Raw genomic sequence first — 23564 nt, 5'->3', positions numbered from 1 at the left:
GATCCCGGGGAGTTGGCATGAGTGTGACCAGTCGGTACAGGGAGGCCTGGGAGGGGTTCTGGCGGGAGGCCCCCGACGAGCCGGGGGCGGTCTTCTGGGACGCCGAGCCCGAACGGACCGCCGCAGTCCATCTGGCCCTGTTCGAGCCGTACTTGACGGCCCCCGACCTGCCCCACGTCGACCTCGGCTGCGGCAACGGCACCCAGACCCGGTTCCTGGCCGCCCGTTTCGCCCGTGTGGTCGGCACCGATCTCTCCACCGCCGCCCTCGACCTGGCCCGCCGCGCCGATCCCGGCGGCCGGGCCACGTACCGCCGGTTCGACGCGGCCGACAAGACGGACGCCGACGCCCTTCACAAAGACCTCGGCGACGCCAACGTCTATGTGCGCGGCGTCCTCCACCAGTGCGTGCCGGACGACCGTCAACGCCTCGTCGACAGCATCGCCACGCTGCTGGGCGAGCGCGGCCGGGTCTGCCTCGTCGAACTCGCCGAGGCCGCCAAGCCCGTCCTCCTGGGCCTCGCCCAGGGCCCCACCGGCCCCCCGCCCAAGCTCGCTCCCGTCTTCCGCCACGGCATCGCCCCCGGCGAGGTCACCGACACCGCGATCCCGGAGTACCTGCGCGCCGCCGGCCTCACGCTGGTCGCCGACGGTGCACTTCCGCTGCTGACCACCGAGTACACGGCCGACGGCACCCGCATCGAGCTGCCGTCGAACTGGTATGTGGCGGGGCGTACGGCGTAGGGGCACGACCGCCGCCGCGCAGGAGACTCCCTGACCACCTCGGAACAGGCGAGTCCCTCAGAGCTCACCGTCAGGGGCCGCGGTGCCCGTGAAGCCGTGCTCGTGCAGTGCGTCGACGGAGGTGGTCCAGTTGACCCGGCCGCGGTGGGGGCGTCCCAGGGGCTGGCCTTGTCGAGGGCCTTGCCGAAGATGCCGTAGCGCTGGACGCGTCCGCCGAGGAGTTCGATGTCCTCGGCCTGGGCCCGGGCGGTGCGCGGGCCCAGCGGGCGCTGGTCCTCACCGGGTCGATGCCGATCCACATGAGGTGGCTGGGGTCCCGGTCGAGGTGGAGGCCGAGGGAGAACATCAGCTCCCACGTGGTCACTGAACCGACCCGGGTGTCCGGCGCGCCGCAACGATCCACACGCGGTCGGGGCACCGTCATGAGGAGGCGGGGAGTTCCTGCTCGGCCCAGATCGTCTTGCCGGTGTAGGTGTTGCGGGTACCCCAGCTCTGCGTGAGCTGGGCGACCAGGAGGAGTCCGCGGCCGCCCTCGTCGAAAGCACGGGCCCGGCGCAGGTGGGGGGCGGAGCTGCTGGCGTCGGAGACCTCACAGATCAGGTTGCGGTCGCGGATCAACCGGAGCTGGATGGGGGCTCCCCCGTACCGTATGGCGTTGGTGACCAGTTCACTGACGATCAGTTCGGTGACGAAGGCGGCCTCGTCCATGCCCCAGATGCCCAGCTGACGACAGGCGTTCTTGCGTGTTTCGGCGACCGAGGCAGGGTCGGGCCGCACGTCCCAGGTGGCGACATGAGCGGCGTCCAGGGCTCTGGTTCGGGCCATGAGCAGCGCCACATCGTCGGCGGGGCGCTCCGGGAGAAGCGTCTGAAGCACGGTGTCACAGATGTCTTCCAATGACGAAGTCCGCCGGGCCAGGGTCGCACGCAGGGCATCGAGGCCCTCGTCGATGTCGCGGCCGCGGACTTCGACGAGGCCGTCCGTGTACAGCGCGAGGACACTTCCCTCGGGCAACTCGATCTCGGCGGCCTCGAACGGCAGGCCACCCAGCCCCAGCGGCGGGCCTGCGGGGACGTCGAGGAACTCCACGGTCCCGTCCGGGGTCGTCAGCGCGGGTTGGGGGTGGCCGGCCCGGGCCAGTGTGCATCGCCGGGAGACCGGATCGTAGACCGCGTACAGGCAGGTGGCGCCGATGCCGCCGGCGGTGTCGGCTGTGTGTTCTGCTTCGGCGGACAGGTGGATGACGAGGTCGTCCAGGTGGGTCAGGAGTTCGTCGGGAGGGAGATCGACATCGGCCAGGGTGCGTACGGCAGTGCGCAGCCGTCCCATGGTGGCCGATGCCTGGATGCCGTGGCCGACGACGTCGCCGACGACGAGCGCCACCCGGGCACCGGACAGCGGGATCACGTCGAACCAGTCACCGCCGACACCGGCCTGCGTGCTGGCCGGCAGGTAGCGGGAGGCAACCTCGACGGCGGCCTGCGGGGGCAGCCGCTGCGGCAGGAGACTGCTCTGCAGGGTGAGGGAGGTGCGACGCTCGCGGGCGTAGCGGCGGGCGTTGTCGATGCAGACGGCGGCCCTTGCCGTGATCTCCTCGCCCAGGAGCAGGTCGTCCTGCTCGAAGGGTTCCGGGCGTCGGTGGCGGGAGAAGGTGGCCACGCCGAGGGTGATGCCGCGGGCGCGCATCGGTACGGCGAGCACCGAGTGGAAGCCGTACCGCCGCACCCTGTCGGCCCGGTCCGGGACCTGGCTCGCCCACTTGTCTATGTCGGGCTCGGTCACTTTGCGGATCAGTGGGCGGCCGGTGGCCAGGCAGTCGGCCGCAGGTGACTCGTCCGGGTAGACGGCCAGCGCTCCGTACTCGACCACGGCCTCGGGGCAGCCCTCCAGGACGGACTGGTTGGCGACACGACGCAGCGTGACGGGGCCGGCCGGCGGCCCGGCGGGTGGATCGTCACCGCCTTCGATGGCGGGGAGGAGGTCGACGGTGACGAAGTCCGCGAAGCGAGGGATGGCCACATCGGCGAGTTCCTGCGCGGTACGGGCGAGGTCCAGGGTGCTGCCGATGCGGACGCTCGCGTCGTTGAGCAGGACCAGACGCTCCCGGGCCAGGTTTTCCTCGGTCATGTCGTGGGCGGAGAGGAGCACTCCCCGTACCCTTCCCTCGGCGTCCCGCACGGGAGTGAGTGACGTTGTCCAGATGCTCTCGCGATCGTGGCCGACCAGGTGCAGGGTCTGCCGCAGATGCTGCTGTTCGCCGGTCTCCAGTGCCCGGCGCATGCACTGTTCCGTCCGGTCGCCCTCCGGGTCCACCACGATCTCCGACACGCGCAGTCCCCGCATCGCCGCTTCGGGCAGGCCGATCACACGTTCCATGTCCGCGTTCGCCCGCCGCAGCCGCAGGCCGGTGTCGTAGAGGGCCGCAGCGGACGGGGACCGGGCGAACGCCCACATCACCAGCGCGTCGTCCTGGGCCGGCGACGCCGGGCGGGTCTGGGAGGAGACCAGGAACCACTCGCCGGCCCCCATGTCCTCGCCGTCCGGCTCCCGGCGGTGTGCCAGCAGGTTCACCGTGAGGCGGTGGCCGTCCCGGTGCAGGAGCCTCACTGTCCCGTTCCACCTCGGCAGGGTCTGCAGGGACCGCAGTGCCCGCGTGGGCGGCTCCCCGGCGAGCAGCCGCGCCGCGGGCCGGCCGATGACCTCCGCGGACCGGTATCCGAGCAGCCGCCGTGCTCCCTTGCTCCACCCGGTCACGATGCCGTGCGGATCCACCGTGGCACGGGCAGTGGCCGCCTCGTCGACGGGGTCGTTCGACCGCCGCGCCACCCGGTCGTCGCCGGCGGCATCAGAACCCGTCATCGCGCTCATCCGCCCTCGCCTCGGTCTTTCCACCGTGCGCCCGCGTTCGGCCAGGGGCAACCGACGGGCAGAACGGTTAAACATATAGGATTAATCATGCTGTAAAGGTAAAAAGCTGTCAGTCTCTCGATGAGGGAGGGCCTGCCATGACTGCCACCAGCGGGGAGACGTGGCCGGACGCGGCCGAGTGGACCGGGAAGATCTACAGCGGCGGCTGGCGGCAGTCCGAGGGAGGCACCCAGCTGGTGAACGAACCCGCCACGGGAGGGCGGCTGGCGGAGGTGGGCGTGGCGTCGCCCGGGGATGTCGCCCGGGCCGGTGCGTCGGCCGCCCGCGCTCAGCAGGACTGGGCCGCGGTGGCACCTCCGGAGCGCGCCGAGATCCTGCTTCGTGCCGCCCGGGAACTGCGCGCCAACAGCGGTGCGATCCGTGAGTGGCTCGTCAGGGAGTCCGGAGGCGTCCCGGCGAAGGGCGACTACGAGATCGCGGCCGGACTCAGCCAACTCGCGCAGGCCGCCGGGATCGCGTCGCTGCCCCTCGGAGAGATCCTCAGCCCGTCAGTGCCCGGCCGGGCCAGCCACGCGTGGCGGGTGCCGCTGGGGGTGGTCGGTGTCATCACTCCCTGGAACGCGCCCCTGCTGTTCGCCATGCGCGCCCTCGCGCCCGCCCTTGTGCTGGGCAACGCCGTCCTGCTCAAACCCGATCCGCGCACGCCGGTGTCCGGTGGCGTCGTCGTGGCGCGGCTGTTCGAGGATGCGGGACTGCCCGAGGGGCTGCTCCATGTCCTGCCCGGAGGCCCTGGCACCGGTGAGGCCGTCGTGGCCGATCCCCATGTCGCCATGGTCTCGTTCACCGGCTCCGCCCAGGTCGGGCGGGCAGTCGCCCGCGCCGCCGGCGACAGGCTCAAGCGGGTCGCCCTGGAACTGGGCGGCAAGAACTCGATCGTCGTACTCGACGACGCGGACGTCGACGCCGCCGCGGCAGCCGGCGCGATGAGCGCCTTCGGCTATCAGGGGCAGGCATGCGTCGCCGCCGGACGTCATCTGGTGCACGGTGGCCTCGTGGAGTCGTACACCGAGGCACTGATCGGGCACGCCAAGGCGCTGCGGGTCGGTGACCCCCGCGAGGGCGGTGTGGCCCTCGGCCCCGTGATCAGCGAGCGACAGGCCGCGAGGGTCGAGCGCATTGTGGACGAGAGCGTGGCCGCCGGCGCCCGGGTGCTGGTCGGCGGGCGCCGTGACGGACTGTTCTACCCGCCCACCGTCCTGGACCATGTCGAGCGCACCATGCCCGCCTTCAGCGAGGAGATCTTCGGTCCGGTCGCTCCCGTCATTGCCTTCCACACCGACACCGAGGCCATCGAGATCGCCAACGACACCGAGTACGGCCTGACAGCGGCCGTTCACTCCCGTTCGTTGCCGAGAGCCACCGCCCTCGCCGGACAGTTGCGTACGGGCATGGTGCACATCAACGATGTAACCGCCAAGGACGCCGCGAACGCGCCCTTCGGCGGGATGGGAGCATCGGGCAACGGTTCCCGCATCGGCGGCACCGCCAACCTGGAGCAGTTCACCCAGTGGCGCTGGATGACGATGCCCGAGACGGCCTGACGCGTCGGTGAGAGGGCGGAAGTGGACCCGGTGCCGACTGGCTCGGCCCCGGCGGTCCCCAGTCGGCACCGGCCAGGTCCCCTGGCGGCCGGCGCCGAAGGGGCGGCGGCTCCGCCGAGGTCGGGCGCTGTCCGCACACCGGGGGCCGGCAGCCCGTGCACGATCGGGAACGCGGCCGACGGCGGTGCGATCACGCCCGCTCTTCCGGAGCGGTCGTCTCCGAGCCGCCCAGGTCCAGGCGGAACGGTGGGTACTTGTCCGTCATCAGAGCGGCGTGGGCGGAGACGCACAGGACCCACCGGTTGAGCCCCGATGATCAGGTCGAACAGATCCTTCGGATACGACACGGCCCGGCCGCAGGACGGCGGCCACTCGGCAGGGCTGGGTCACCAGGAGGCCAGCGAGCCGTCGGCGTTGCGCCACACGTCATTGCGCCAGCGGTGTCCGCGTTCGGCGGCCGCACGGACCGCGTCCTCGTCGATGGTGATGCCCAGGCCGGGTGCGGTCAGACGGTCGATATAGCCGTCGCGGAACGCGAAGGGCTCGGTGTCGACGAGATAGTCCAGCAGTCCGCCGCTGTCGCCGTAGCCGATACCGAGTGCCTGTTCCTGGATCAGGAAGTTGGGGGCGGCGAAGTCGAGCTGCAGGCTGGCGGCCAGCGCGATCGGGCCGAGCGGGCAGTGCGGCGCGACCAGGACGTCGTACGTCTCCGCCATCGCCGCGATGCGCCGGGTCTCGGAGATGCCTCCGGCGTGGCTGATGTCCGGCTGTGCCACGGCGATGCCGTCCGACAGCACGGAACGGAAGTCCCAGCGGGAGTAGAGCCGTTCGCCGGTGGCGATGGGGATGGAGGTGGAGCGGACGACGGCGCCGAGGTCCTGGGTGAACTCCGGCAGTACGGGTTCTTCCACGAACATCGGCAGCAGGGGCTCGAGGAGCGGCAGGACGCGACGGGACATCGCCCCGCTGAAGCGGCCGTGGAAGTCCAGCGCCAGGTCGCGGTCCGGGCCGATGGCCTCGCGCACCGCGGTCACCCGGTCGACGATGGCCTGGATCGCGGCGGGCGTGTCCAGCGGCTCCAACTTCCCGCAGGGGTTGAGCTTCACCGCGGTCAGGCCCTTGGCGACCTGCTCGGCCGCCGACTCCGCCATCTTCTGCGGGGTCGACCCCCCGATCCAGCCGTAGATACGCACCCGGTCGCGCACGTGGCCGCCGAGCAGCTGGTGCACCGGGACGCCGTGGGTCTTGCCCGCGATGTCCCACAGGGCCTGGTCGATGCCGGCCAGGGCACTGTTGAGGACGACACCGCCCCGGTAGAAGCCACCCTTGGCGAGCACCTGCCAGTGATCCTCGATGCGGGCCGGGTCCTGCCCCACGAGGTGGTCGAACATCTCCTCGACGCAGCGGGCGACGGTGTGGGCCTTGCCCTCGACGATGGGCTCTCCCCAGCCGGAGATGCCCTCGTCCGTGTCGACGCGCAGGAAGAGCCAGCGCGGTTCGACGAGGAAGAGTTCGTATCCAGTGATCTTCACGGTGCGGACCTCCGGGTCCAGGCGCACGGCCCGAGGGCCGGTGGCTGCGGGTAGGGGTGTACCGGTGTACCGGTGTACGGGGTGAGGGGATGTCGGGGCGGGTGTATGTGAGGGATGACCGATCAGGGAACGGGCAGGCACGCCCGGCCGCCTGCGCGACCACCCGCGGGGGCCACGCCCTACTCGTGGGAGCTGATGCTGCGGCCGCCGTCCACGAGCAGGTTCTGGCCGGTGATGAACGAGGCGTCGTCGGAGGCGAAGAAGGCCACGGCGGCCGCGATGTCCTCGGGGGTGCCGAACCGGCCGACCGGCGCACGCGCGGCGGTCCGGGCCCGGTCCTCCGGTGATGTCTGTGCCCACAGGGCCGTGAACACGGCGCCGGGGAGGACGGAGTTGAACCTGATCTCGCCGCCGTACTCGACGGCGAGCTGGCGTACCAGGGCGCCGATGCCGCCCTTGGCCGCCGCGTACGCGGGGAAACCCTTGAAGCCGATGGCCGCGTGCACGGACGAGGTGATCACCACCGCGCCCCGGGCGGTCCGCAGCAGGGGGACCGCGGCCCGGACGCCGTAGAACACCGAGTCGAGGCAGAGCCGTAGCTGGTCGTGCCACGCGGCGTCGTCCAGCTCGTGCGCCGCGCCGCGCCGGTTCCGGCCGGCGTTGAGGTGCAGGACGTCGAGGTGTCCGGTCCAGGACGTCACCGCCTCGACGGCCTCGGCCCACGCGTCGGCCGAGGTGACGTCGAGCCCGCGGTGCCGGGCCCGTCCGCCCCGGGTGTGGATCTCCTCGGCCACCCGGCGGGCGCCCTCGGCGTCCACATCGGTGACGAGGACCGACGCCCCTTCCGCGGCGAGGCGATGGGCGGTGGCCTCGCCGATGCCGGAGGCAGCCGCGGTGAGCAGGGCGGTACGGTCCGCGAAGCGCGTGAGGCCGGCGCGACTCATGGTGTTCCTCCCGGGCCTGCCGTGGAACCGCGCAGCATCAGGCGTGGTTCGGTGGGTACGACGACGTCTTCCGAGGGCGCCCCCTGGATGGCCGCCACCAGGGCCTCCACGGCCGCGGCGCCCAGCTCGTACAGGGGCATCGCCACGGTGGTCAGCGGCGGGGAGAGGTGGCCGGCGACGGGCAGGTCGTCGTTCCCGACCACGGAGACGTCCTCGGGGATCCGCAGGCCGAGGTGCCGGACCGCCGCCATGGCGCCTATGGCCTGGGCGAGGGAGCTGGTGTAGAGCGCGGTGACCGGCGGACGCGTACCGCCGTCGGCCGGACGCAGCAGCTCCAGCGCGCAGGACACGCCGCCGTCCTCGGTGAAGTCCCCGGACGCGACCGGAGCGGCGGACAACCCGAGTTCCTCGGCGTGTCGCAGGAACGCCTCCTTGCGGACCTCACCGGGAGTGATGCCGGGCGGGCCCGCGATGTGGCCGACCGCGCGGTGCCCGAGTGAGTGGAGGTGGTCGAGGGCGGTGACGCTGGAACGGGCCACGTCCATGGTGACGTTCCGGCCGGAGCCCTCCACCGAGCGGTTGAGGTAGACGTGCGGGACCGGGCTGCGGCTCAGAGCGTCCAGCAGGGGGTGACCGGGGCGTGCGGAGGCGATGAGCAGCCCGTCGACACGGCCCTCCTGCACCAGGTCGTTGAAGGACTCGTCGGCTTCCTGCCCGTCGAAGTCCTCAGCCAGCAAGGAGAGATAGCCCAGCTCGCGGGCGCGCTGGTAGGCGCCGCGGGCGATGGTGACGTACGTGGGGTTGGCGAGGGCGGGGACCAGCAGGGCCACCGCGTGCGTGCTGGCACCGGCCAGGGCGCGCGCTCCGGAATGGGGGCGGTAGCCCAGCGCCTCGGCCGCCTCGTGGACACGGCGCCGGGTATCCGGCCGTACGGACAGGTCCTGCCTGCCGTTGAGCACCTTGGACACGGTGGCCTTGGAGACTCCCGCCCTCTCCGCCACGTCCACCAGCCTGGCCCTGACGGGCTGTTCCGGCACGTGGGTCCCCCCTTTCCGCTGTGCGCCAGGAGCCGTTCGGTGTGTCCGACGGTGGCGCCTTCCAACCTCTTGACACCTTCTGGCGTCGCAACCTAACGTTCGCCGGAGTTTCAGTCAACCGGTTTCCCCAGGCGGAAAAAAGCGATAAGTCTGGGCATGGCAAAGGGAACCGGTCACCATCTCGACAACCACAAGTAGGCCATTACCGGCCATGGGTGGGGTGTGCCTCGGGGTGCCCCGAAGAGGCTCACCGTGGACGCGGCCACCGTCGCCTTCACGGTCGGGCGATGCCGACTCCCGCGCATGTGTACGACGGTTGTGCGGGTGTCCGGTTCGGGACATCTCACCCCACGGCCGAGCGGGGCCGGTGCTCCTCCCCAGTCCGGCCCCGCTCCCCGCCCGTTGTTTCTCCTCCCCGCAACGCCGCATGCGCCCGCAAGCGCTTACGGTCCCGCACGAAAGGCCACCAGCATGACCTTCCCGACCACAGGCCCCCTCGACAGACGTCGATTCCTCACCGTCTCCGCCGGCGCCGCACTCGCCGCGACCACGCTGCCCGCCTGCGCCACCTCCGTCGACGACGGCTCGGAAGGCAGCGGTGCGAAGCGCGGAAGCGCGACGGTCACCGTCATGACCCCCGATGACGAGAAGAAGGCATTCCAGGCTGCCGGAAAGGCGCTGGGCATAAAGATCAACTTCATCGCCCGGGACGAGACCAGGCTCAACGCGATGCTGGCGGCGAAGAACCCGCCGGACCTGGTGCGCGGCCTGGGTGCGGTGGAGACGCCGTACTTCGCCGCACGCGGGCTGATGGCAGACCTGGACCCGTACTTCGCCAAGAGCTCGGTGCTCAAGGTCTCCGACCTCGACCCGGTCAACGACGTGTGGCGCTACGACGGCGAGAAGCAGGGCGCGGGCCCCCGGTACGGCATGGCAAAGGACTACTCGCAGGACCAGATGTTCTGGTACCGCACGGACCTGCTCGAGGCGGCGAAACTCGATCGGCCCAGCGAGACCGAGCCCCTGTCGTACGACGAGTGGCTGGACATGGGCAAGCGGCTGACCAAGCGCAGGCTCGGCAAGGTCAAGGTCTACGGGATGAGTGCCGCGGGGCTCGGAACCTTCGCGCAGCTCATGCACATGACCGCCTCGGCCGGCGGAAGCCTGTTCGCCGAGGACCTGGCCTCGGTCGACCTCACCTCGCCCGAAGCGCGCAAGGCGCTGTCGTGGTACCTGGAGTACGCGCGGGCCGACGTCGGCCCGAACGTCGCCAACCCCAACACGGACGGCTGGGACTGGCCCACCTACCAGGCCGGGCGGATGGCGATGGCCGGCGACGGCTACTGGTTCGGCGGGGCGATCGGCGGCGACCCCAAGATCGCCAAGGTGTCGCGCTTCGCGCCCGCCCCGCAGCTCGGCAGCAACCGCGTCAGCCCCTGCTTCGGCGCCACCGGCTACTGGATCCCCAAGGAGGCCAAGAACAAGGACGCGGCCTGGCAGCTCTTCGAGTTCTACTTCGCCGGCAAGCCCGCCGAGGACCGGGCCGCAGGCGGCTGGGGCATCCCCAGCCTGAAGTCGCTGCGTTCCCGGATGCCGCAGGGCACGGAGTTCCAGAAGCAGGCCCTCCGGGTGCAGGAGAAGGAGATGGAGCACTTCTCGGTGCTGTCGTTCACCCCGTACGCCCAGGTGACCGCCCTGGACGGGATCATCAACAAGGTGCTGCCGAGGGCCATCAAGGGCAAGACGTCGGTGGGCAAGGTGGCCGACGAGCTCAACGAGCTCATGAACGAGCAGATCGCCAAGGGCAAGGAGCTGGTGGGGTGAGCACCGGCCAGCTCATCGACCAGACCGCCGGGCCGAGGGCGGCGACGTCCTCGGCCCGGCGGCCGGCCGGCTCGCCTCGTCGGCCGACGTCGCTGCGGACCCGCCGGGCCCGGTCGTTCTACGTGTTCACCGGCCCCTGGGTGCTCGGCTTCCTGGTTCTGACGGTCTTCCCGCTGGGGTACGCGCTGTGGCTGAGCTTCACCAACGCGGACGGGTTGTCGGACAACGCGCGCTTCGTGGGGCTGGACAACTACCGGGAGGTCCTCTCCGACCCGGCGACGCTGGATTCCCTGTGGCGCACCGGAGTGTTCACCGCGATCACGGTGCCGCTGACGATCGCGGCGGGGCTGCTGCTGGCGGTGCTGGTGAACCAGCCGATCCGCGCCCGCGGGCTGTTCCGCACGCTGCTGTACCTGCCGGCGGTGGTGCCGCCGGTCGGCGCCGCCCTCACCTTCAAGCTGATCTTCGACCGTGACTCCGGAGCGGCGAACGGCGCCCTGGACGCGGCGGGTATCAACGGCATCACCTGGCTCGTCGACCCGTATGCCCGCTACGTGCTGATCGCGCTGACAGTGTGGGCCGTGGGCAACGGCATGATCATCTCGCTGGCGGGGCTCCAGGACATCCCCAGGGAGCTGAGCGAAGCGGCCAGGGTGGACGGCGCCAGCCCCTGGCAGTCCTTCACCCGCATCACCCTGCCGCTGCTGTCCCCGGTGATCTTCTTCCAGGTCATCACGGGCATCATCGGCTCGCTGCAGACCTTCATGCCACTGCTCATCGCGCTCAACCCGACCCCTGCAGGCGTCACGGCCGTGCCCGAGAGCAACTACTTCTACATGATCCACGTCTTCGCCCAGTACTTCGCCAACGGCCGCTACGGTTACGCCTCCGCCCTGCTGTGGGTGCTCTTCGCGATCATCTGCGTCGTCACCTTCGTCATCTTCAAGCTCAGCAAGGGCGCGGTGTTCTACTCCGTGGAGCCGGAACCGACGAAGCGCAAGGCCCGCACGATCGGAGGCGGCCGATGAGCGTGTTCTCCCGGCGCACCGTGGTCTACATGATCCTCACCGCGGTTCTGGTGCTGATGCTCAGCCCTTTCGGCTGGCTCGTCATCACCGCGCTCAAGGACGCCTCCGAACTGCGTGCCCTCCCCATCCACTGGTGGCCGCACGAACCCACCCTGGGCAACTTCGACCAGGCGCTGACCCTCTTCGACTACCTCGGCTACGCCCGCAACTCACTGACGATCTCCACCCTCTACGCGGTCCTGGTCACCCTCGCCTCTGCCTGGGCGGGCTACGGCTTCGCCCGGCTGGAGGCCCCGGGCAAGAAGGCCGTCTTCGGCGTGCTGCTGTCGACGATGATGTTGCCGGGCGTGATCACCCTCATCCCGACGTACCTCATGTTCGCCAAGCTCCACCTGGTCAACACCTACATGCCGTGGGTGCTGTGGGGTCTGTCCGGAGCCCCGTACCTGATCTTCCTGTTCCGGCAGTTCTTCACCAACATGCCCAAGGAACTGGAGGAGGCGGCGATCGTCGACGGCTGCGGGCAGGTCCGCATCTTCTGGCGGATCTTCCTGCCGCAGTCCTGGCCGGTCATGGCCACCAGCTTCATCCTCTCCTTCTCCTGGACCTGGGGCGACTACATCGCACCGGCCCTGCTGCTGGACGACGCCCGCACCACCCTCGCGGTCAAGCTCGCCACCGGCTACACCAACGAGCACGGTGCCCAGCTGAGCAACCTGGTCGCCGCCGGCGCGGTGATGTACGTCGTACCCGTGCTGGCGCTTTTCCTTATCATGCAGCGCGGCTTCATCTCCGGCATCTCCACCTCCGGACTCAAGTAACGCTGTTCACCGACGCACCATCTTGCAAAGGAACTTCTCATGACCGACACCCTGGGCACCGGCAACCACCCTGCGGCGGTGCGGTCATGACGGAGCGTCCCGCGCTCACCCCGCAGCTGGGCCGGACCCGGGTCATGGCCATCCTGCGGTCGGCCGACGCGACGGGACTGCCCGCCGTGGCCCGGGCCCTCGCGGACGGCGGCATCACCTGCCTGGAGGTCACCCTCACCACCTCGGGTGCCCTCCAGGCGCTGGCCGCCATCCGGGACGAGCTCGGGCCCGAGGTGGCGGTCGGCGCGGGGACTGTGATCACCACCGGGCACGCCCGGGACTCGCTCGCCGCCGGGGCCGAGTTCCTGGTGGCCCCCGTCGTGGACACCGAGGTGATCCGCGGCGCCGCAGACAGCGGCATCCCCTGCTATCCGGGTGCTTGGACACCCACCGAGGTGTCCACCGCCTGGCGGGCGGGTGCCGCCGCCGTCAAGCTCTTCCCCGCGAGCACCGGCGGCCCCGACCACCTGCGGCAGCTGCGGGCCCCGCTGCCGGACGTCCCGCTTCTCGCCGTCGGCGGAGTCGGCGTCGACCAGGCGCGCGACTACCTGACCGCGGGCGCCTGTGCCGTGGGCATCGGCTCCCCGCTCCTGCGCGGGGCGGACCGCGACCCCGCGCCGGAGAGCCTGGACGCCCTCACCGCGAGGGCGCGCACGCTGCTGGACGCGATCCTGGTCACGCCCCCCACTCAGGAGGTGGGCCCGTGAACGGCCCTTCCCAGGAACGCTACCTGGTCACCGTCGGAGAGACCCTCGCGGTCATGGCCGCGCAGGACGTCGGCCCGCTCGTCCTGGGCGCGGGCCTGCGACTGAGGCTCGCCGGAGCGGAGTCGAACGTCGCCGTGGGGGTCAGCCGGCTCGGCGGATCCGCCACCTGGATCGGGCGCGTCAGCGAGGACGAGCTCGGCGACCTCATCCTCCGCGAGCTGCGGGCGGAAGGGGTCACCACGGTCGCCGTACGCGACCCCGCTCCCACCGCGCTGCAGCTGCGGGAACGCCGTACGGCCACGCACAGCCGTACCCGCTACTACCGCACCCACACGGCGGGTTCCCGGCTGTCCGCCGACGACGTCCCCGAGCACCTCGTCGCCGGCGCGGCGGTCCTGCACATCACCGGGATCACCCCGGCGCTGGGCGAAGGACCGTCTCAGGCCATCACCCGGGCCGTGGACATCGCCGTCGACGCCGGAGTACCGGTCTCACTGGACATCAACTTCCGCTCCCTGCTGTGGAGCGAGGAGGAGGCCGGGCGCGCGCTGCTGCCCCTGCTGCGCCGCAGCGACCTGGTCTTCGCAGGGCCGCACGAGGCCCGCCTCGCGGTGCCGGGCGCCGACGATCCGGAGGAGCTCGCCAAGGGCATCTGCGGCCTCGGGCCCGCCGGAGCCGTGATCAAACTGGGCGCCGAGGGAGCGTTCGCCCTCCTCGACGGCCAGGACTACCGACAGCCCGCCGTGCCCGTCACCGTGCACGACTCCGTGGGTGCGGGCGACGCGTTCGTCGCCGGGTACCTGGCGGAACTGCTTGCGGGAGAACCACCGGAGCAGCGGTTGCGGACCGCCGTCGTGCTGGGCGCCTTCGCGGTCGCCACCCCGGGCGACTGGGAGGGTCTGCCCAGGCGTTCCGAGCTGGAGCTGCTCGACCACCACGACGACGTCGTCCGCTGAACGCGACCGGGCCCGCCGGGCTCCGAGCAGGCGCACGCGCCGCATCCGGACGCGACCACGATCCATCCCCCATCGCGTCGTCATCCCACCCGCTCGAGGAACCTCTGGGAACGCCCATGCCAACGCCCGCTTACCCCGAAGCAGTTCACGTCCTCACCGGCTCCTACACACCCGACACCGGCGGCGACGGCGCCGGGCTCGCCACCCTGCGGCTCGCCCCCTCGACCGGCCGCCCGACGTACGACAGCCAGGTGCCGGCCCTCTTGGTCATCGGAGCGTCCTTCCTGGCCGGGCACCCCTCCCTCGACGTCGTCTACAGCACGAACGAGACCGACCCCGGAACCGTCAGCGCCGTCGCCCGACGCCACGACGGTGTACTGACCCCGCTGGGCGCCCCGGTGAGCAGCGGCGGGTCGAACCCGTGCCACCTCACCGTCCACCCGGACGGAGAGTGGCTGCTGACCGCGAACTACGGCAGCGACACCGCGCCCGGCACCGTCGCGGTGCACCGGCTCGGCGCGGACGGCCGCCTGCTGGAGCCGACCGACCTCGTCATCCACCAGGGGTCGGGCCCGGTCGCCGGACGGCAGGAGGGCAGCCACGCCCACCAGGTGCTCGTCGACCCGGCGGGCCGTTTCGTCCTCGCCACCGACCTGGGCGCGGACGCGGTCTTCACCTACCGGCTCGACACCCGCACCGGAACCCTGGAGCGGGCGGCCATGAACCGGCTGGCCGCCGGCTCCGGCCCCCGTCACCTCGCCTTCGCCCCCGGTGGGGAGCTGGTGTTCAGCGCGGACGAGCTGTCCTCGACCCTCACCTGCCACCGGTACGACGCCGCCACGGGCACCCTGACGGCCGTCGCCACGGTGCCCGCGACCACGGCCCGCGACGTCGTCAACCAGCCCGGCGGCATCGTCGCCTCGCTCTGCGGGCGCTTCGTCTGGCTGACGAACCGCGGCGCCGACACCGTGGCCGCGTTCCGGGTCACCGGCACCACCTTGGAAGCGATCGGCGAGACCCCCAGTGGCGGTACCTGGCCCCGCGGCCTGACCTACGCGGCCGGTCATCTACTGGTCGCCAACCAGCACAGCGGCACGCTCGCCCCGCTGCGCGTCCTGGACAGCGGAGCCCTCGAACAGTCGGCCCCGGCGGCTTCCGTTCCCTCGGTCGTCTGCGCGCTCACCCTCTGACGGCACCCCTTCCGCCCCCGCTCCATTGCTTTGAGCAAGCGCAGCATCCTCTGCTCGACGAGTGGAGCGTCCGGTACCAGACGCGGCCCAACCCGCACCCGATCGAAGGCTGGCAGCAGGCCACGCCTCTGCTGGAGGACGTTTCCACCCGCACTCGCACCGCGCCTGACGGAGGGTTGAGGGACGCATGCGGGAACCCGTTCCGTGGCCTCCGAGGTGCCGAGGCCCGGGAGCGGCCTCAACCTCCTCTCCGCCCTGTGGGAAGTTCCCTCGCCGACGCGTAACGTGAAGCAGCATGAAGATCCCCGTCTCCGCCGCATGTTGTCGGAAACTGCTGTCACCGGCCGGACGGCAAGCCTCTGACCTGCGAGGGGACGGACCCGCATGAAGATCCTCATCAGTGCCGACATGGAAGGCGCCACCGGTGTGACCTGGCCGGCCGACGTGCTGCCGGGGACGCCGCAGTGGGAGCGGTGTCGGTCGATGTTCACCTCGGATGTGAACGCCGCCGTGCTCGGGTTCCTCGACGGCGGCGCGGACGAGGTGCTGATCAACGAGGCGCATTGGACGATGCGCAATCTCCTGTTGGAGCGGCTGGACGAGCGAGCGCGGATGCTGACCGGGCGGCACAAGGCGCTGTCCATGGTGGAGGGTGTCCAGCACGGAGACGTGGACGGCATCGCCTTCGTCGGCTACCACGCGGGCGCGGGCATGGAAGGGGTCCTGGCCCACACGTATCTCGCGAACTCCGTCACCGGCGTGTGGCTCGACGACGTGCGGGCCAGCGAGGGTCTGTTGAACGCGCATGTCGTCGCCGAGTACGGGGTACCCGTGGTGCTGGTGACCGGCGACGACGTGGCTTGCGAGGACGCCCTGGGGTATGCGCCCGAGGCGCTCAAAGTGGCGGTCAAGGACCATGTGTCGCGGTACGCGGCGGTCTGCCGCACACCGACCAGAACGGCGGCCGACATCCGCGCGGCGGCCGAGCGGGCCGCGTCGCTCGCGGTGCGTCACGAACCGGTCAGGGGCGGGCCGTTCACCGTGGCGCTGGAGTTCGACGCCGAGCACCTGGCGATGGCCGCGACCGTCGTGCCGGGTGTCACCCGTATCGGCGAACGCAAGGCCGCCTACACCAGCCCGACCATGTACGAGGGAATCCGCACCTTCAAGGCGGTCACCACGATCGTCTCGGCCGCGGTGGAGGAGACATATGGCTGAGCCCGCAGAGCCCGTGGCGTCGGCTGCGCCCGTGGAACAGCAGGCCCGGGACGAGGTCGTCCGATTCACCTCCGACCTCATCCGCATCGACACCACCAACCGGGGCGGCGGGGACTGCCGGGAGCGCCCCGCCGCCGAGTACGCCGCCGCGCTGCTCGCCGAGGCGGGCCTGGAGCCCACGCTGCTGGAGCGCACCGAGGGACGTACGAACGTCGTCGCGCGGATCGAGGGCGGCGACCCGTCGGCGGACGCGCTGCTCGTCCACGGCCATCTGGACGTCGTGCCCGCGCGGGCGGAGGACTGGAGCGTGCACCCGTTCTCCGGGGAGATCCGCGACGGCGTGGTCTGGGGCCGGGGAGCGGTCGACATGAAGAACATGGACGCGATGATCCTCGCGGTCGCCCGGCACTGGGCGCGCGCGGGCGTACGCCCCCGCCGGGACGTCGTGATCGCGTTCACCGCCGACGAGGAGGCGAGCGCCGTGGACGGCTCCGGGTTCCTCGCCGACGAACACCCGGGCCTCTTCGAGGGCTGCACCGAGGGCATCAGCGAGTCGGGGGCGTTCACCTTCCACGACGGCGGCGGCCGGCAGATCTACCCGATCGCGGCCGGGGAACGCGGCACCGGCTGGCTGCGGCTCACCGCGCGCGGCCGGGCCGGCCACGGCTCCAAGGTCAACCGGGCCAACGCGGTCACCCGGCTGGCGGCGGCGATCGCCCGGATCGGCGCCCACGAGTGGCCCGTCCGGCTTACCCCGACCGTCCGCGCGTCCCTCACCGAACTCGCCGCGCTGTACGGCATCGAGGCCGACCTCGACGACCACCACGACGTCGACCGGCTGCTCGACAAGCTCGGTCCGGCCGCCGCCCTGGTCGAACCGGCCGTACGCAACAGCGCCAACCCGACCATGCTGGCAGCCGGTTACAAGACCAATGTGATCCCGGGGCAGGCCGTCGCCCACGTGGACGGGCGGTATCTGCCCGGTGGCGAGGACGAGTTCCGGGAGACCCTGGACCGGCTCACCGGGCCCGACGTGGAGTGGGAGTACGAGCACCGCGAGGTGGCCCTCCAGGCGCCGGTCGACTCGGTGACATACGCGCGCATGCGGGCCGCCGTCGAGGAGTTCGCGCCCGAGGGGCACGTCGTGCCGTACTGCATGTCGGGCGGTACGGACGCCAAGCAGTTCTCGCGCCTCGGCATCACCGGCTACGGTTTCGCGCCGCTGAAGCTCCCGGAGGGCTTCGACTACGCGGCGCTCTTCCACGGGGTCGACGAGCGCGTCCCGGTCGAGGCGCTCCACTTCGGCGTCCGCGTGCTCGACCGCTTCCTGCGGACGGCCTGAGACATGCGACTGCGGGCACGAAGGGAAATGAGGGACAAGGTGCGGACCCTGGCATACGGGGAGTGGCCCTCGCCGATCGACGCGGCGCTCGCCGCCGCGCACGACGGGCATCCCGAGTTCGTGGGCTTCGTCGGCGACGAGGCGTGGTGGACCGAGCCCCGGCCCACCGAGGGCGGCCGGCGCACCCTGGTGCGGCGCACGGCCGACGGTGCGGAGGAGCCGGTGCTGCCGGCGCCGTGGAACGTGCGCAGCCGGGTCATGGAGTACGGCGGTCAGCCGTGGGCCGGCGTCATGCGGGCCGACGGCCCCCTCGTGGTCTTCGTGAACCACGCCGACCAGCGCCTCTACCGGTACGAGCCGGGCGGCGATCCCCGCCCGCTCACCCCGGTGTCGTCGCTGGGCGGAGGACTGCGCTGGGTGGACCCGCGACCGCACCCCGAGCGGAACGAGGTGTGGTGCGTCCTGGAGGAGTTCACCGGGGACGGGCCCGCCGATGTGCGGCGGGTCGTCGCGGCGGTGCCGCTGGACGGCTCGGCCGCAGAGGACCGGGACGCCGTACGTGAACTCACCGACGACAGCCACCGGTTCGTCACCGGCCCCCGTCTCTCGCCCGACGGCCGCCGTGCCGCCTGGCTCGCCTGGGACCACCCGCGCATGCCCTGGGACGGCACCGCGCTGCTCGTCGCCGACGTGAGCGAGGACGGCCTGCTGGGCGAGCCCCGGACCGTCGGCGGCGGCCCGGACGAGTCCGTCGCCCAGGCCGAGTGGTCCGCCGACGGGACCCTCGTGTACGCCGGCGACACCACCGGCTACTGGAACCTGTACCGCCTCGACGTCGACCGCGGTCACCGGACGCCTCTCTGCGCCCGGGAGGAGGAGTTCGGCGGCCCGCTGTGGCAGGTCGGCTCGCGCTGGTTCGCTCTGTTGGAGGGCGGGCTCGTAGCCGTGGTGCACGGGCGGGGCGCCACCGCGCTCGGAATCCTCGACACCGCGACCGGCCAGGTCGTCGACACGGACGGACCCTGGACCGAGTTCGCCCCGTCGCTCGCCGTCCACGGCAGTCGCGTCATCGTCATCGGCGCCGGCCCCCGCATCGCCTACGAGGTGGTCGAACTGGACGCCGGCACCGGCCACGCCCGCGTGATCGGGGCCGCGCACGACGACCCCGTGGACCCCGCCTACTATCCCGAACCCCAGATCCGCACCTTCCTCGGCCCCGCCGGACGCGAGATCCACGCGCACGTCCACCCGCCGCACCACCCCGGCTGCGTCGCCCCCGGCACCGAGCTGCCGCCGTACGTCGTCTGGGCGCATGGCGGACCCACCAGCCGCGCGCCCCTGGCCCTCGACCTGGCGATCGCCTACTTCACCTCGCGGGGCATCGGCGTCGCCGAGGTCAACTACGGAGGGTCCACCGGATACGGGCGGGAGTACCGCAACCGGCTGCGCGAGCAGTGGGGCGTCGTCGACGTCGAGGACTGCGCGGCCGTCGCGCTCGCCCTCGCCGACGAGGGCACCGCCGACCGCACCAGGCTCGCCGTCCGGGGCGGCAGCGCCGGCGGCTGGACCGCCGCCGTCTCCCTCACCACGACCGACGTCTACGCCTGCGGAACCATCCTGTATCCCGTCCTCGACCTCACGAACTGGGGGTCGGGGGACACCCACGACTTCGAGTCCCGGTATCTGGACAGCCTGGTCGGGCCGCCGGCCGAGGAACCGATGCGGTACGTGGAGCGGTCGCCCACCGAGCACGCCGACCGGATCGGCGCGCCCTTTCTGCTGCTCCAGGGCCTCGACGACGTGATCTGCCCGCCCGCGCAGTGCGAGCGGTTCCTGGCCCGGCTGGAGGGGCGGGGGGTGCCGCACGCCTACATCACGTTCGAGGGGGAGGGGCACGGGTTCCGGCGGGCGGAGACGATGGTGCGGGTCCTGGAGGCGGAGCTCTCGCTGTACGCGCAGGTCTTCGGTTTGAATCCTCCCGGAATCCCTACTCTGGAGCTCGCCAAGTGACACCGCCCGTCCCGCCCGGTCCCACCGGCCGGGCCCGCCCCGTCCCGCCGCTGACCCGGCCCGCCCGCCTCGCCCCCGGCGCCCGTGTGGCCGTCGTCGCCCCCAGCGGGCCGGTCTCCGAGGAACGGCTCAGCGCCGGGCTCGACATCCTGCGCGGCTGGGACCTCGACCCCGTCGTCGCACCGCACACCCTCGACCGGCACCCCGGGTTCGACTACCTCGCGGGCTCGGACGCCGACCGTGCCGCCGACTTCCAGGCCGCCTGGTGCGACCCGTCCGTGTCCGCCGTGCTCTGTGCCCGAGGCGGCTACGGCGTACAGCGGATGGCCGGCCTGCTCGACTGGGACGCGATCAGGGCGGCGGACCCGAAGCCGCTCGTCGGGTTCAGCGACATCACCGCCCTGCACGAGGCGTTCGCCACCCGCGCCGGACTGGTCACCCTGCACGGCCCCATGGCGGCGGGCGTCGACTTCATCAAGAACGCACGAGCCCAGGAGCACCTGCGGGCGACCCTCTTCGCCCCGGAGACGGTACGCACGATCCGGGCCGCCGAAGGGAGCGCCGCCCTCGTACCCGGCCGCGCCCGGGGTGTCCTCCTCGGCGGCTGTCTCTGCCTTCTCGCCGCCGAACTCGGCAACCCCCACGCCCGCCCCTCCGCCCGAGGAGCCCTCCTCTGCCTGGAGGATGTCGGCGAGGAGACCTACCGCCTCGACCGCTACCTCACCCAGCTCCTCCGCGCCGGCTGGCTCGACGGCGTCGCCGGCGTCCTCCTCGGCTCCTGGACGGGGTGCGAGCCGTACGAGAAGGTGCGGGCGCTGCTCCTCGACCGGCTCGGCGGCCTCGGTGTGCCGATGCTGGAGGAGTTCGGCTTCGGACACGGCGAAGGCGCGCTGACCGTCCCGTTCGGGGTGACGGCGGAGCTGGACACGGAAGCGGGGACGCTGACGCTGGACGAGCCGGCGCTGACCTGACAGCGGGCGAGTCCGTGAGAGGTCCCGGGGAGGTCCCACCGGGCGCGTCCGGCTCGCGCGCGTCATCCTGGAGACATGAGCCCGAAGACATCGAAGCGTGCCGGGAAGCACGGGCGCCGGCGGTGGGGCGACCTGCTGACGCCCGGCAGGGTCATCGTGGGCGTCCTCGCCGTGCTGGCTCTCGTCTTCGTCTTCCAGAACACCCGGAGCACCGAGATCCGGCTGCTGATCCCCGAGGTCACCATGCCGCTGTGGATGGCATTGCTGGGAACCGGACTGATCGGGGCGCTGTGCGGGGCGTACCTCCTGAGACGGCGCGGGTGAGCCTGCGCCGACGTATCGTGGCGAGGTGTCCGAGAACGTTCGTTACCTCGCTGAAGGCCCCCGCGTGGGGATACGGCACTTCACCACCGACGACGGCTTCGAGTTCACCGCGCGGGCGCGGGAGAGCAAGGTCCTGCACCAGCCGTGGCTGTTCCCGCCGACCACCCCCGGCGCGTACGCCGCGTACGCGGGGCTGCTCATCGAGGACCCGACGAAGGCCGGGTTCCTGGTGTGCGAGCGGGACGGCGGGGGGATCGCCGGGTTCGTCAACATCAACAACATCGTGGAGGGCGGCTTCCGGTGCGGCGCCCTCGGATACGGGGCCTTCGCGCACGCCGCCGGGCGGGGGCTGATGGGGGAGGGGCTCGGACTCGTCGTCGAGTACGCGTTCGATGTCATGGGGCTGCACCGGCTGGAGATCAATGTGCAGCCCGGTAACGCCGCTTCCATCGCGCTCGCCCGGCGGTGCGGGTTCCGGCTGGAGGGGTTCTCGCCGGACTTCCTGTTCGTCGACGGGGCCTGGCGGGACCACCAGAGGTGGGCGCTCACCACCGAGATGACCCGTTCCCGCCCCCGCTGACGCCCGCGTCCCGCACGGCCACAGGCCTGCCGACCGGATCCGGGCGGTACGGGCTGGTCGCGGGGGGGTGTCCGCCTTCGCCGGCTGATCCCCCGGCCGCCGGGCGCACGGCTCCGTCGCACGTGGCTGCGGAACCGGGGTGCTATTCCGCCGTCCGGCGGTCCGCGTACTCGTAGACCGAGCCGTCGGGGTGGACCGCGATGAGATTGCGGCCGACGGGGGTGGGGATCGGGCCGGCCAGGACGTGGGCGCCGGACGCGGTGAGGACACGGTTGGCCTCGTCGACGTCCTCGACCGCGAGGGTCGCGCTGACCTTGCGCAGGACCTCCAGCTCGGACTCCGGGCCGCTCATCAGCAGGAAGCAGCCGACGGCGGCGACCTGTACTCCGCCGCGTTCGAAGCGCATCGCCGGCCCGCCCGAGAGTCTCTCGTAGAAGGGGACCGCGGCTTCCAGGTCGTCGACGCAGATACGGAGCGTGGTTCCGAGAATCTCCATGGGGAGAGCGTAGTTGGGGCCGGCCCGAGAGGGAGATCGTTTCGGACGGTTCGAGCGGACCGGATCGTGTGCGGGCAGGCCGGCCCCGGGTACCCCGGGCACACCGTCACGCGCTCCGGGGGATCACCGGGCCGGTGGGCGGCGTCGCCCCGGACGGCGCAGCGGTCCTCGCGGCCCCGGGCGCCCGGGTCGCGCCACGCGCTCGGCCCGGATGACGGGGAGAAGACACCATCCGGGCCGAGAGTCGTGAGGGTGGTGCCCTGCTTGGGTTCCCTACTTGAGTCGCGGCAGGACCTTCGTGCGGTAGAAGTCGAAGAAGCCGCGCTGGTCGGGGCCGATCTGGCTGACGTAGACGCGGTCGAAGCCGGCTTCGGCGAAGGCGCGCAGTTCGGCCACGTGTTCGTCGACGTCGTCGCCGCAGACCGTGTTCTCGCTGACCATCTGCTCGGTGACCAGTGGCTCCAACTGCTCGAAGTGGCTGGGGGTGGGCAGGATCTGGCCCATCTCGCCGGGGAGGAGCTGGCTCGACCAGAGGCTGCGGACCAGACGCACGGCGGCGTCGCGGTCGGGGCCCCAGCACACCTTCGTACCGCCGCTGACGAGATGGGACCCCCCGCCGCCCTTGCGGTACTGGGTCACCAGCTCCTCGTCGGGGCCCATGGTGATGAAGCCGTCGCCGACGCGGGCGGCGAGCCCGGTGGCCTTGGGGCCGAAGCCGGAGATGTCGATGGGGACGGGCTCGTCGGGGATCGTGTAGAGGCGGGCGTTCTCCACCGTGTAGTGCGGGCCGCGATGGGTCACCTCCTCACCGGTGAACAGCCGCCGCATCACCTGGACGGACTCCTCCAGCATCTCCAGACGGACGTCCGCCGGCGGCCAACGGGTGCCGAGGACATGCTCGTTGAGCGCCTCACCCGAGCCGATGCCGAGGCGGAACCGGCCGCCGGTCATCACCGCGCTGGTCGCCGCCGCCTGCGCCACGACCGCCGGGTGGATCCGGACGGTCGGGCAGGTCACCGCCGTCTCGATGGGCAGGGAGACGGCCTCGGAGAGTGCGCCGATCACCGACCACACGAACGGGCTCTGGCCCTGGGCGTCGTTCCACGGGTGGAAGTGGTCCGAGATCCACAGGCATTCGAATCCGGCTTGCTCGGCCATCCTCGCCTGCTCGATCAGCTCCGCGGGACCGAACTCCTCGGTCGCCAGGAAGTAGCCGTACTCGGGCATGGGTGTACCTCCGCGAGGGGTGCGGGTCGGGTCGCGGGTTCGAGTACCCGAAGGTCACAGGGGAAACCCACGGACGTTCCGGCGCCCTGTCGGT

General features: G+C 71.7%; 20 protein-coding genes and 1 pseudogene. 14 read left to right on the top strand and 7 right to left on the bottom strand.

Annotated elements, in window-relative coordinates:
- Positions 1-17 precede the first annotated feature (17 nt).
- Complete coding sequence (locus tag WBG99_RS04370; protein WP_338895066.1) at positions 18-743, top strand: class I SAM-dependent methyltransferase; 726 nt, start codon at positions 18-20, stop codon at positions 741-743.
- A 420-nt stretch (positions 744-1163) separates the two neighbouring features.
- On the opposite strand, the gene WBG99_RS04365 is transcribed toward WBG99_RS04370, so the two are convergent.
- The gene (locus WBG99_RS04365) at positions 1164-3611 is read right to left on the bottom strand and encodes a SpoIIE family protein phosphatase (protein WP_338895065.1); all 2448 of its coding nucleotides are present in this window, start codon (positions 3609-3611) and stop codon (positions 1164-1166) included.
- 137 nt (positions 3612-3748) lie between these two features.
- On the opposite strand from WBG99_RS04365, the gene WBG99_RS04360 reads away from it, so the two are divergent.
- On the top strand, positions 3749-5212 hold the full coding sequence (locus WBG99_RS04360; RefSeq protein ID WP_338895064.1) for a benzaldehyde dehydrogenase: 1464 nt from the start codon (positions 3749-3751) through the stop codon (positions 5210-5212).
- Positions 5213-5402: 190 nt separating this feature from the next.
- Here the strand turns inward: WBG99_RS04360 and WBG99_RS04355 are convergent.
- From WBG99_RS04355 to WBG99_RS04340, 4 genes and pseudogenes are all read right to left on the bottom strand, one after another.
- Positions 5403-5553, bottom strand: a pseudogene (locus WBG99_RS04355) (DUF4389 domain-containing protein); the annotation flags it as partial.
- A gap of 45 nt (positions 5554-5598) precedes the next feature.
- Positions 5599-6744, bottom strand: a complete 1146-nt coding sequence (gene dgoD / locus WBG99_RS04350; RefSeq protein WP_338895063.1) for a galactonate dehydratase — start codon at positions 6742-6744, stop codon at positions 5599-5601.
- A gap of 179 nt (positions 6745-6923) precedes the next feature.
- The gene (locus WBG99_RS04345; protein WP_338895062.1) at positions 6924-7688 is read right to left on the bottom strand and encodes an SDR family NAD(P)-dependent oxidoreductase; all 765 of its coding nucleotides are present in this window, start codon (positions 7686-7688) and stop codon (positions 6924-6926) included.
- On the bottom strand, positions 7685-8725 hold the full coding sequence (locus WBG99_RS04340) for a LacI family DNA-binding transcriptional regulator (protein WP_338895061.1): 1041 nt from the start codon (positions 8723-8725) through the stop codon (positions 7685-7687). The genes WBG99_RS04345 and WBG99_RS04340 overlap by 4 nt, the downstream gene beginning before the upstream one ends.
- 471 nt (positions 8726-9196) lie before the next feature.
- Here WBG99_RS04340 and WBG99_RS04335 point away from each other — a divergent pair, with 471 nt between their 5' ends.
- The 12 genes from WBG99_RS04335 to WBG99_RS04280 all read left to right on the top strand — a co-directional run bounded on the left by WBG99_RS04335 (position 9197) and on the right by WBG99_RS04280 (position 21747).
- Positions 9197-10549 carry an extracellular solute-binding protein gene (locus tag WBG99_RS04335; RefSeq protein WP_338895060.1) on the top strand — a complete coding sequence of 451 codons (1353 nt, stop codon included), beginning with the start codon at positions 9197-9199 and terminating at the stop codon, positions 10547-10549.
- On the top strand, positions 10546-11577 hold the full coding sequence (locus WBG99_RS04330; RefSeq protein WP_338895059.1) for a sugar ABC transporter permease: 1032 nt from the start codon (positions 10546-10548) through the stop codon (positions 11575-11577). The genes WBG99_RS04335 and WBG99_RS04330 overlap by 4 nt, the downstream gene beginning before the upstream one ends.
- Entirely contained in the window at positions 11574-12398 is an 825-nt protein-coding gene (locus WBG99_RS04325) for a carbohydrate ABC transporter permease (RefSeq protein ID WP_338895058.1), read from the top strand. The genes WBG99_RS04330 and WBG99_RS04325 overlap by 4 nt, the downstream gene beginning before the upstream one ends.
- An 86-nt stretch (positions 12399-12484) precedes the next feature.
- Positions 12485-13156 (top strand): bifunctional 4-hydroxy-2-oxoglutarate aldolase/2-dehydro-3-deoxy-phosphogluconate aldolase, encoded by a 672-nt coding sequence (locus WBG99_RS04320; protein WP_338895057.1) that lies wholly within the window; start codon positions 12485-12487, stop codon positions 13154-13156.
- Positions 13153-14112, top strand: a complete 960-nt coding sequence (locus WBG99_RS04315; RefSeq protein WP_338895056.1) for a sugar kinase — start codon at positions 13153-13155, stop codon at positions 14110-14112. The genes WBG99_RS04320 and WBG99_RS04315 overlap by 4 nt, the downstream gene beginning before the upstream one ends.
- 116 nt (positions 14113-14228) lie before the next feature.
- Positions 14229-15302 carry a lactonase family protein gene (locus WBG99_RS04310; RefSeq protein WP_338895055.1) on the top strand — a complete coding sequence of 358 codons (1074 nt, stop codon included), beginning with the start codon at positions 14229-14231 and terminating at the stop codon, positions 15300-15302.
- Positions 15303-15686: 384 nt separating this feature from the next.
- The gene (locus WBG99_RS04305) at positions 15687-16520 is read left to right on the top strand and encodes a M55 family metallopeptidase (RefSeq protein WP_338895054.1); all 834 of its coding nucleotides are present in this window, start codon (positions 15687-15689) and stop codon (positions 16518-16520) included.
- Positions 16513-17862: a M20/M25/M40 family metallo-hydrolase gene (locus WBG99_RS04300; RefSeq protein ID WP_338895053.1), complete on the top strand. Its 1350-nt coding sequence runs from the start codon at positions 16513-16515 to the stop codon at positions 17860-17862. Before WBG99_RS04305 ends, WBG99_RS04300 begins: the two co-directional genes overlap by 8 nt.
- Positions 17863-17889: 27 nt before the next feature.
- Positions 17890-19872: an LpqB family beta-propeller domain-containing protein gene (locus WBG99_RS04295; RefSeq protein WP_338895052.1), complete on the top strand. Its 1983-nt coding sequence runs from the start codon at positions 17890-17892 to the stop codon at positions 19870-19872.
- Positions 19873-19958: 86 nt separating this feature from the next.
- A complete protein-coding gene (locus WBG99_RS04290; protein ID WP_338900204.1) occupies positions 19959-20843 on the top strand; it encodes an LD-carboxypeptidase in 885 nt (294 codons plus the stop codon).
- Positions 20844-20918: 75 nt separating this feature from the next.
- Complete coding sequence (locus WBG99_RS04285) at positions 20919-21167, top strand: LapA family protein (RefSeq protein ID WP_338895051.1); 249 nt, start codon at positions 20919-20921, stop codon at positions 21165-21167.
- A 25-nt stretch (positions 21168-21192) separates the two neighbouring features.
- A complete protein-coding gene (locus WBG99_RS04280) occupies positions 21193-21747 on the top strand; it encodes a GNAT family protein (RefSeq protein WP_338895050.1) in 555 nt (184 codons plus the stop codon).
- Between the two features lie 142 nt (positions 21748-21889).
- On the opposite strand, the gene WBG99_RS04275 is transcribed toward WBG99_RS04280, so the two are convergent.
- Together WBG99_RS04275 and WBG99_RS04270 are read right to left on the bottom strand one after the other, a co-directional pair.
- Positions 21890-22243 carry a VOC family protein gene (locus WBG99_RS04275; protein WP_338895049.1) on the bottom strand — a complete coding sequence of 118 codons (354 nt, stop codon included), beginning with the start codon at positions 22241-22243 and terminating at the stop codon, positions 21890-21892.
- Between the two features lie 273 nt (positions 22244-22516).
- Positions 22517-23470 (bottom strand): LLM class F420-dependent oxidoreductase, encoded by a 954-nt coding sequence (locus tag WBG99_RS04270; RefSeq protein WP_338895048.1) that lies wholly within the window; start codon positions 23468-23470, stop codon positions 22517-22519.
- Between the last annotated feature and the right edge of the window lie 94 nt (positions 23471-23564).

Source organism: Streptomyces sp. TG1A-60 (assembly GCF_037201975.1).
GTDB lineage: Bacteria > Actinomycetota > Actinomycetes > Streptomycetales > Streptomycetaceae > Streptomyces.
Note: the sequence above shows the minus strand (reverse complement) of the source record. Positions and strands in the feature narration are given on the sequence as shown.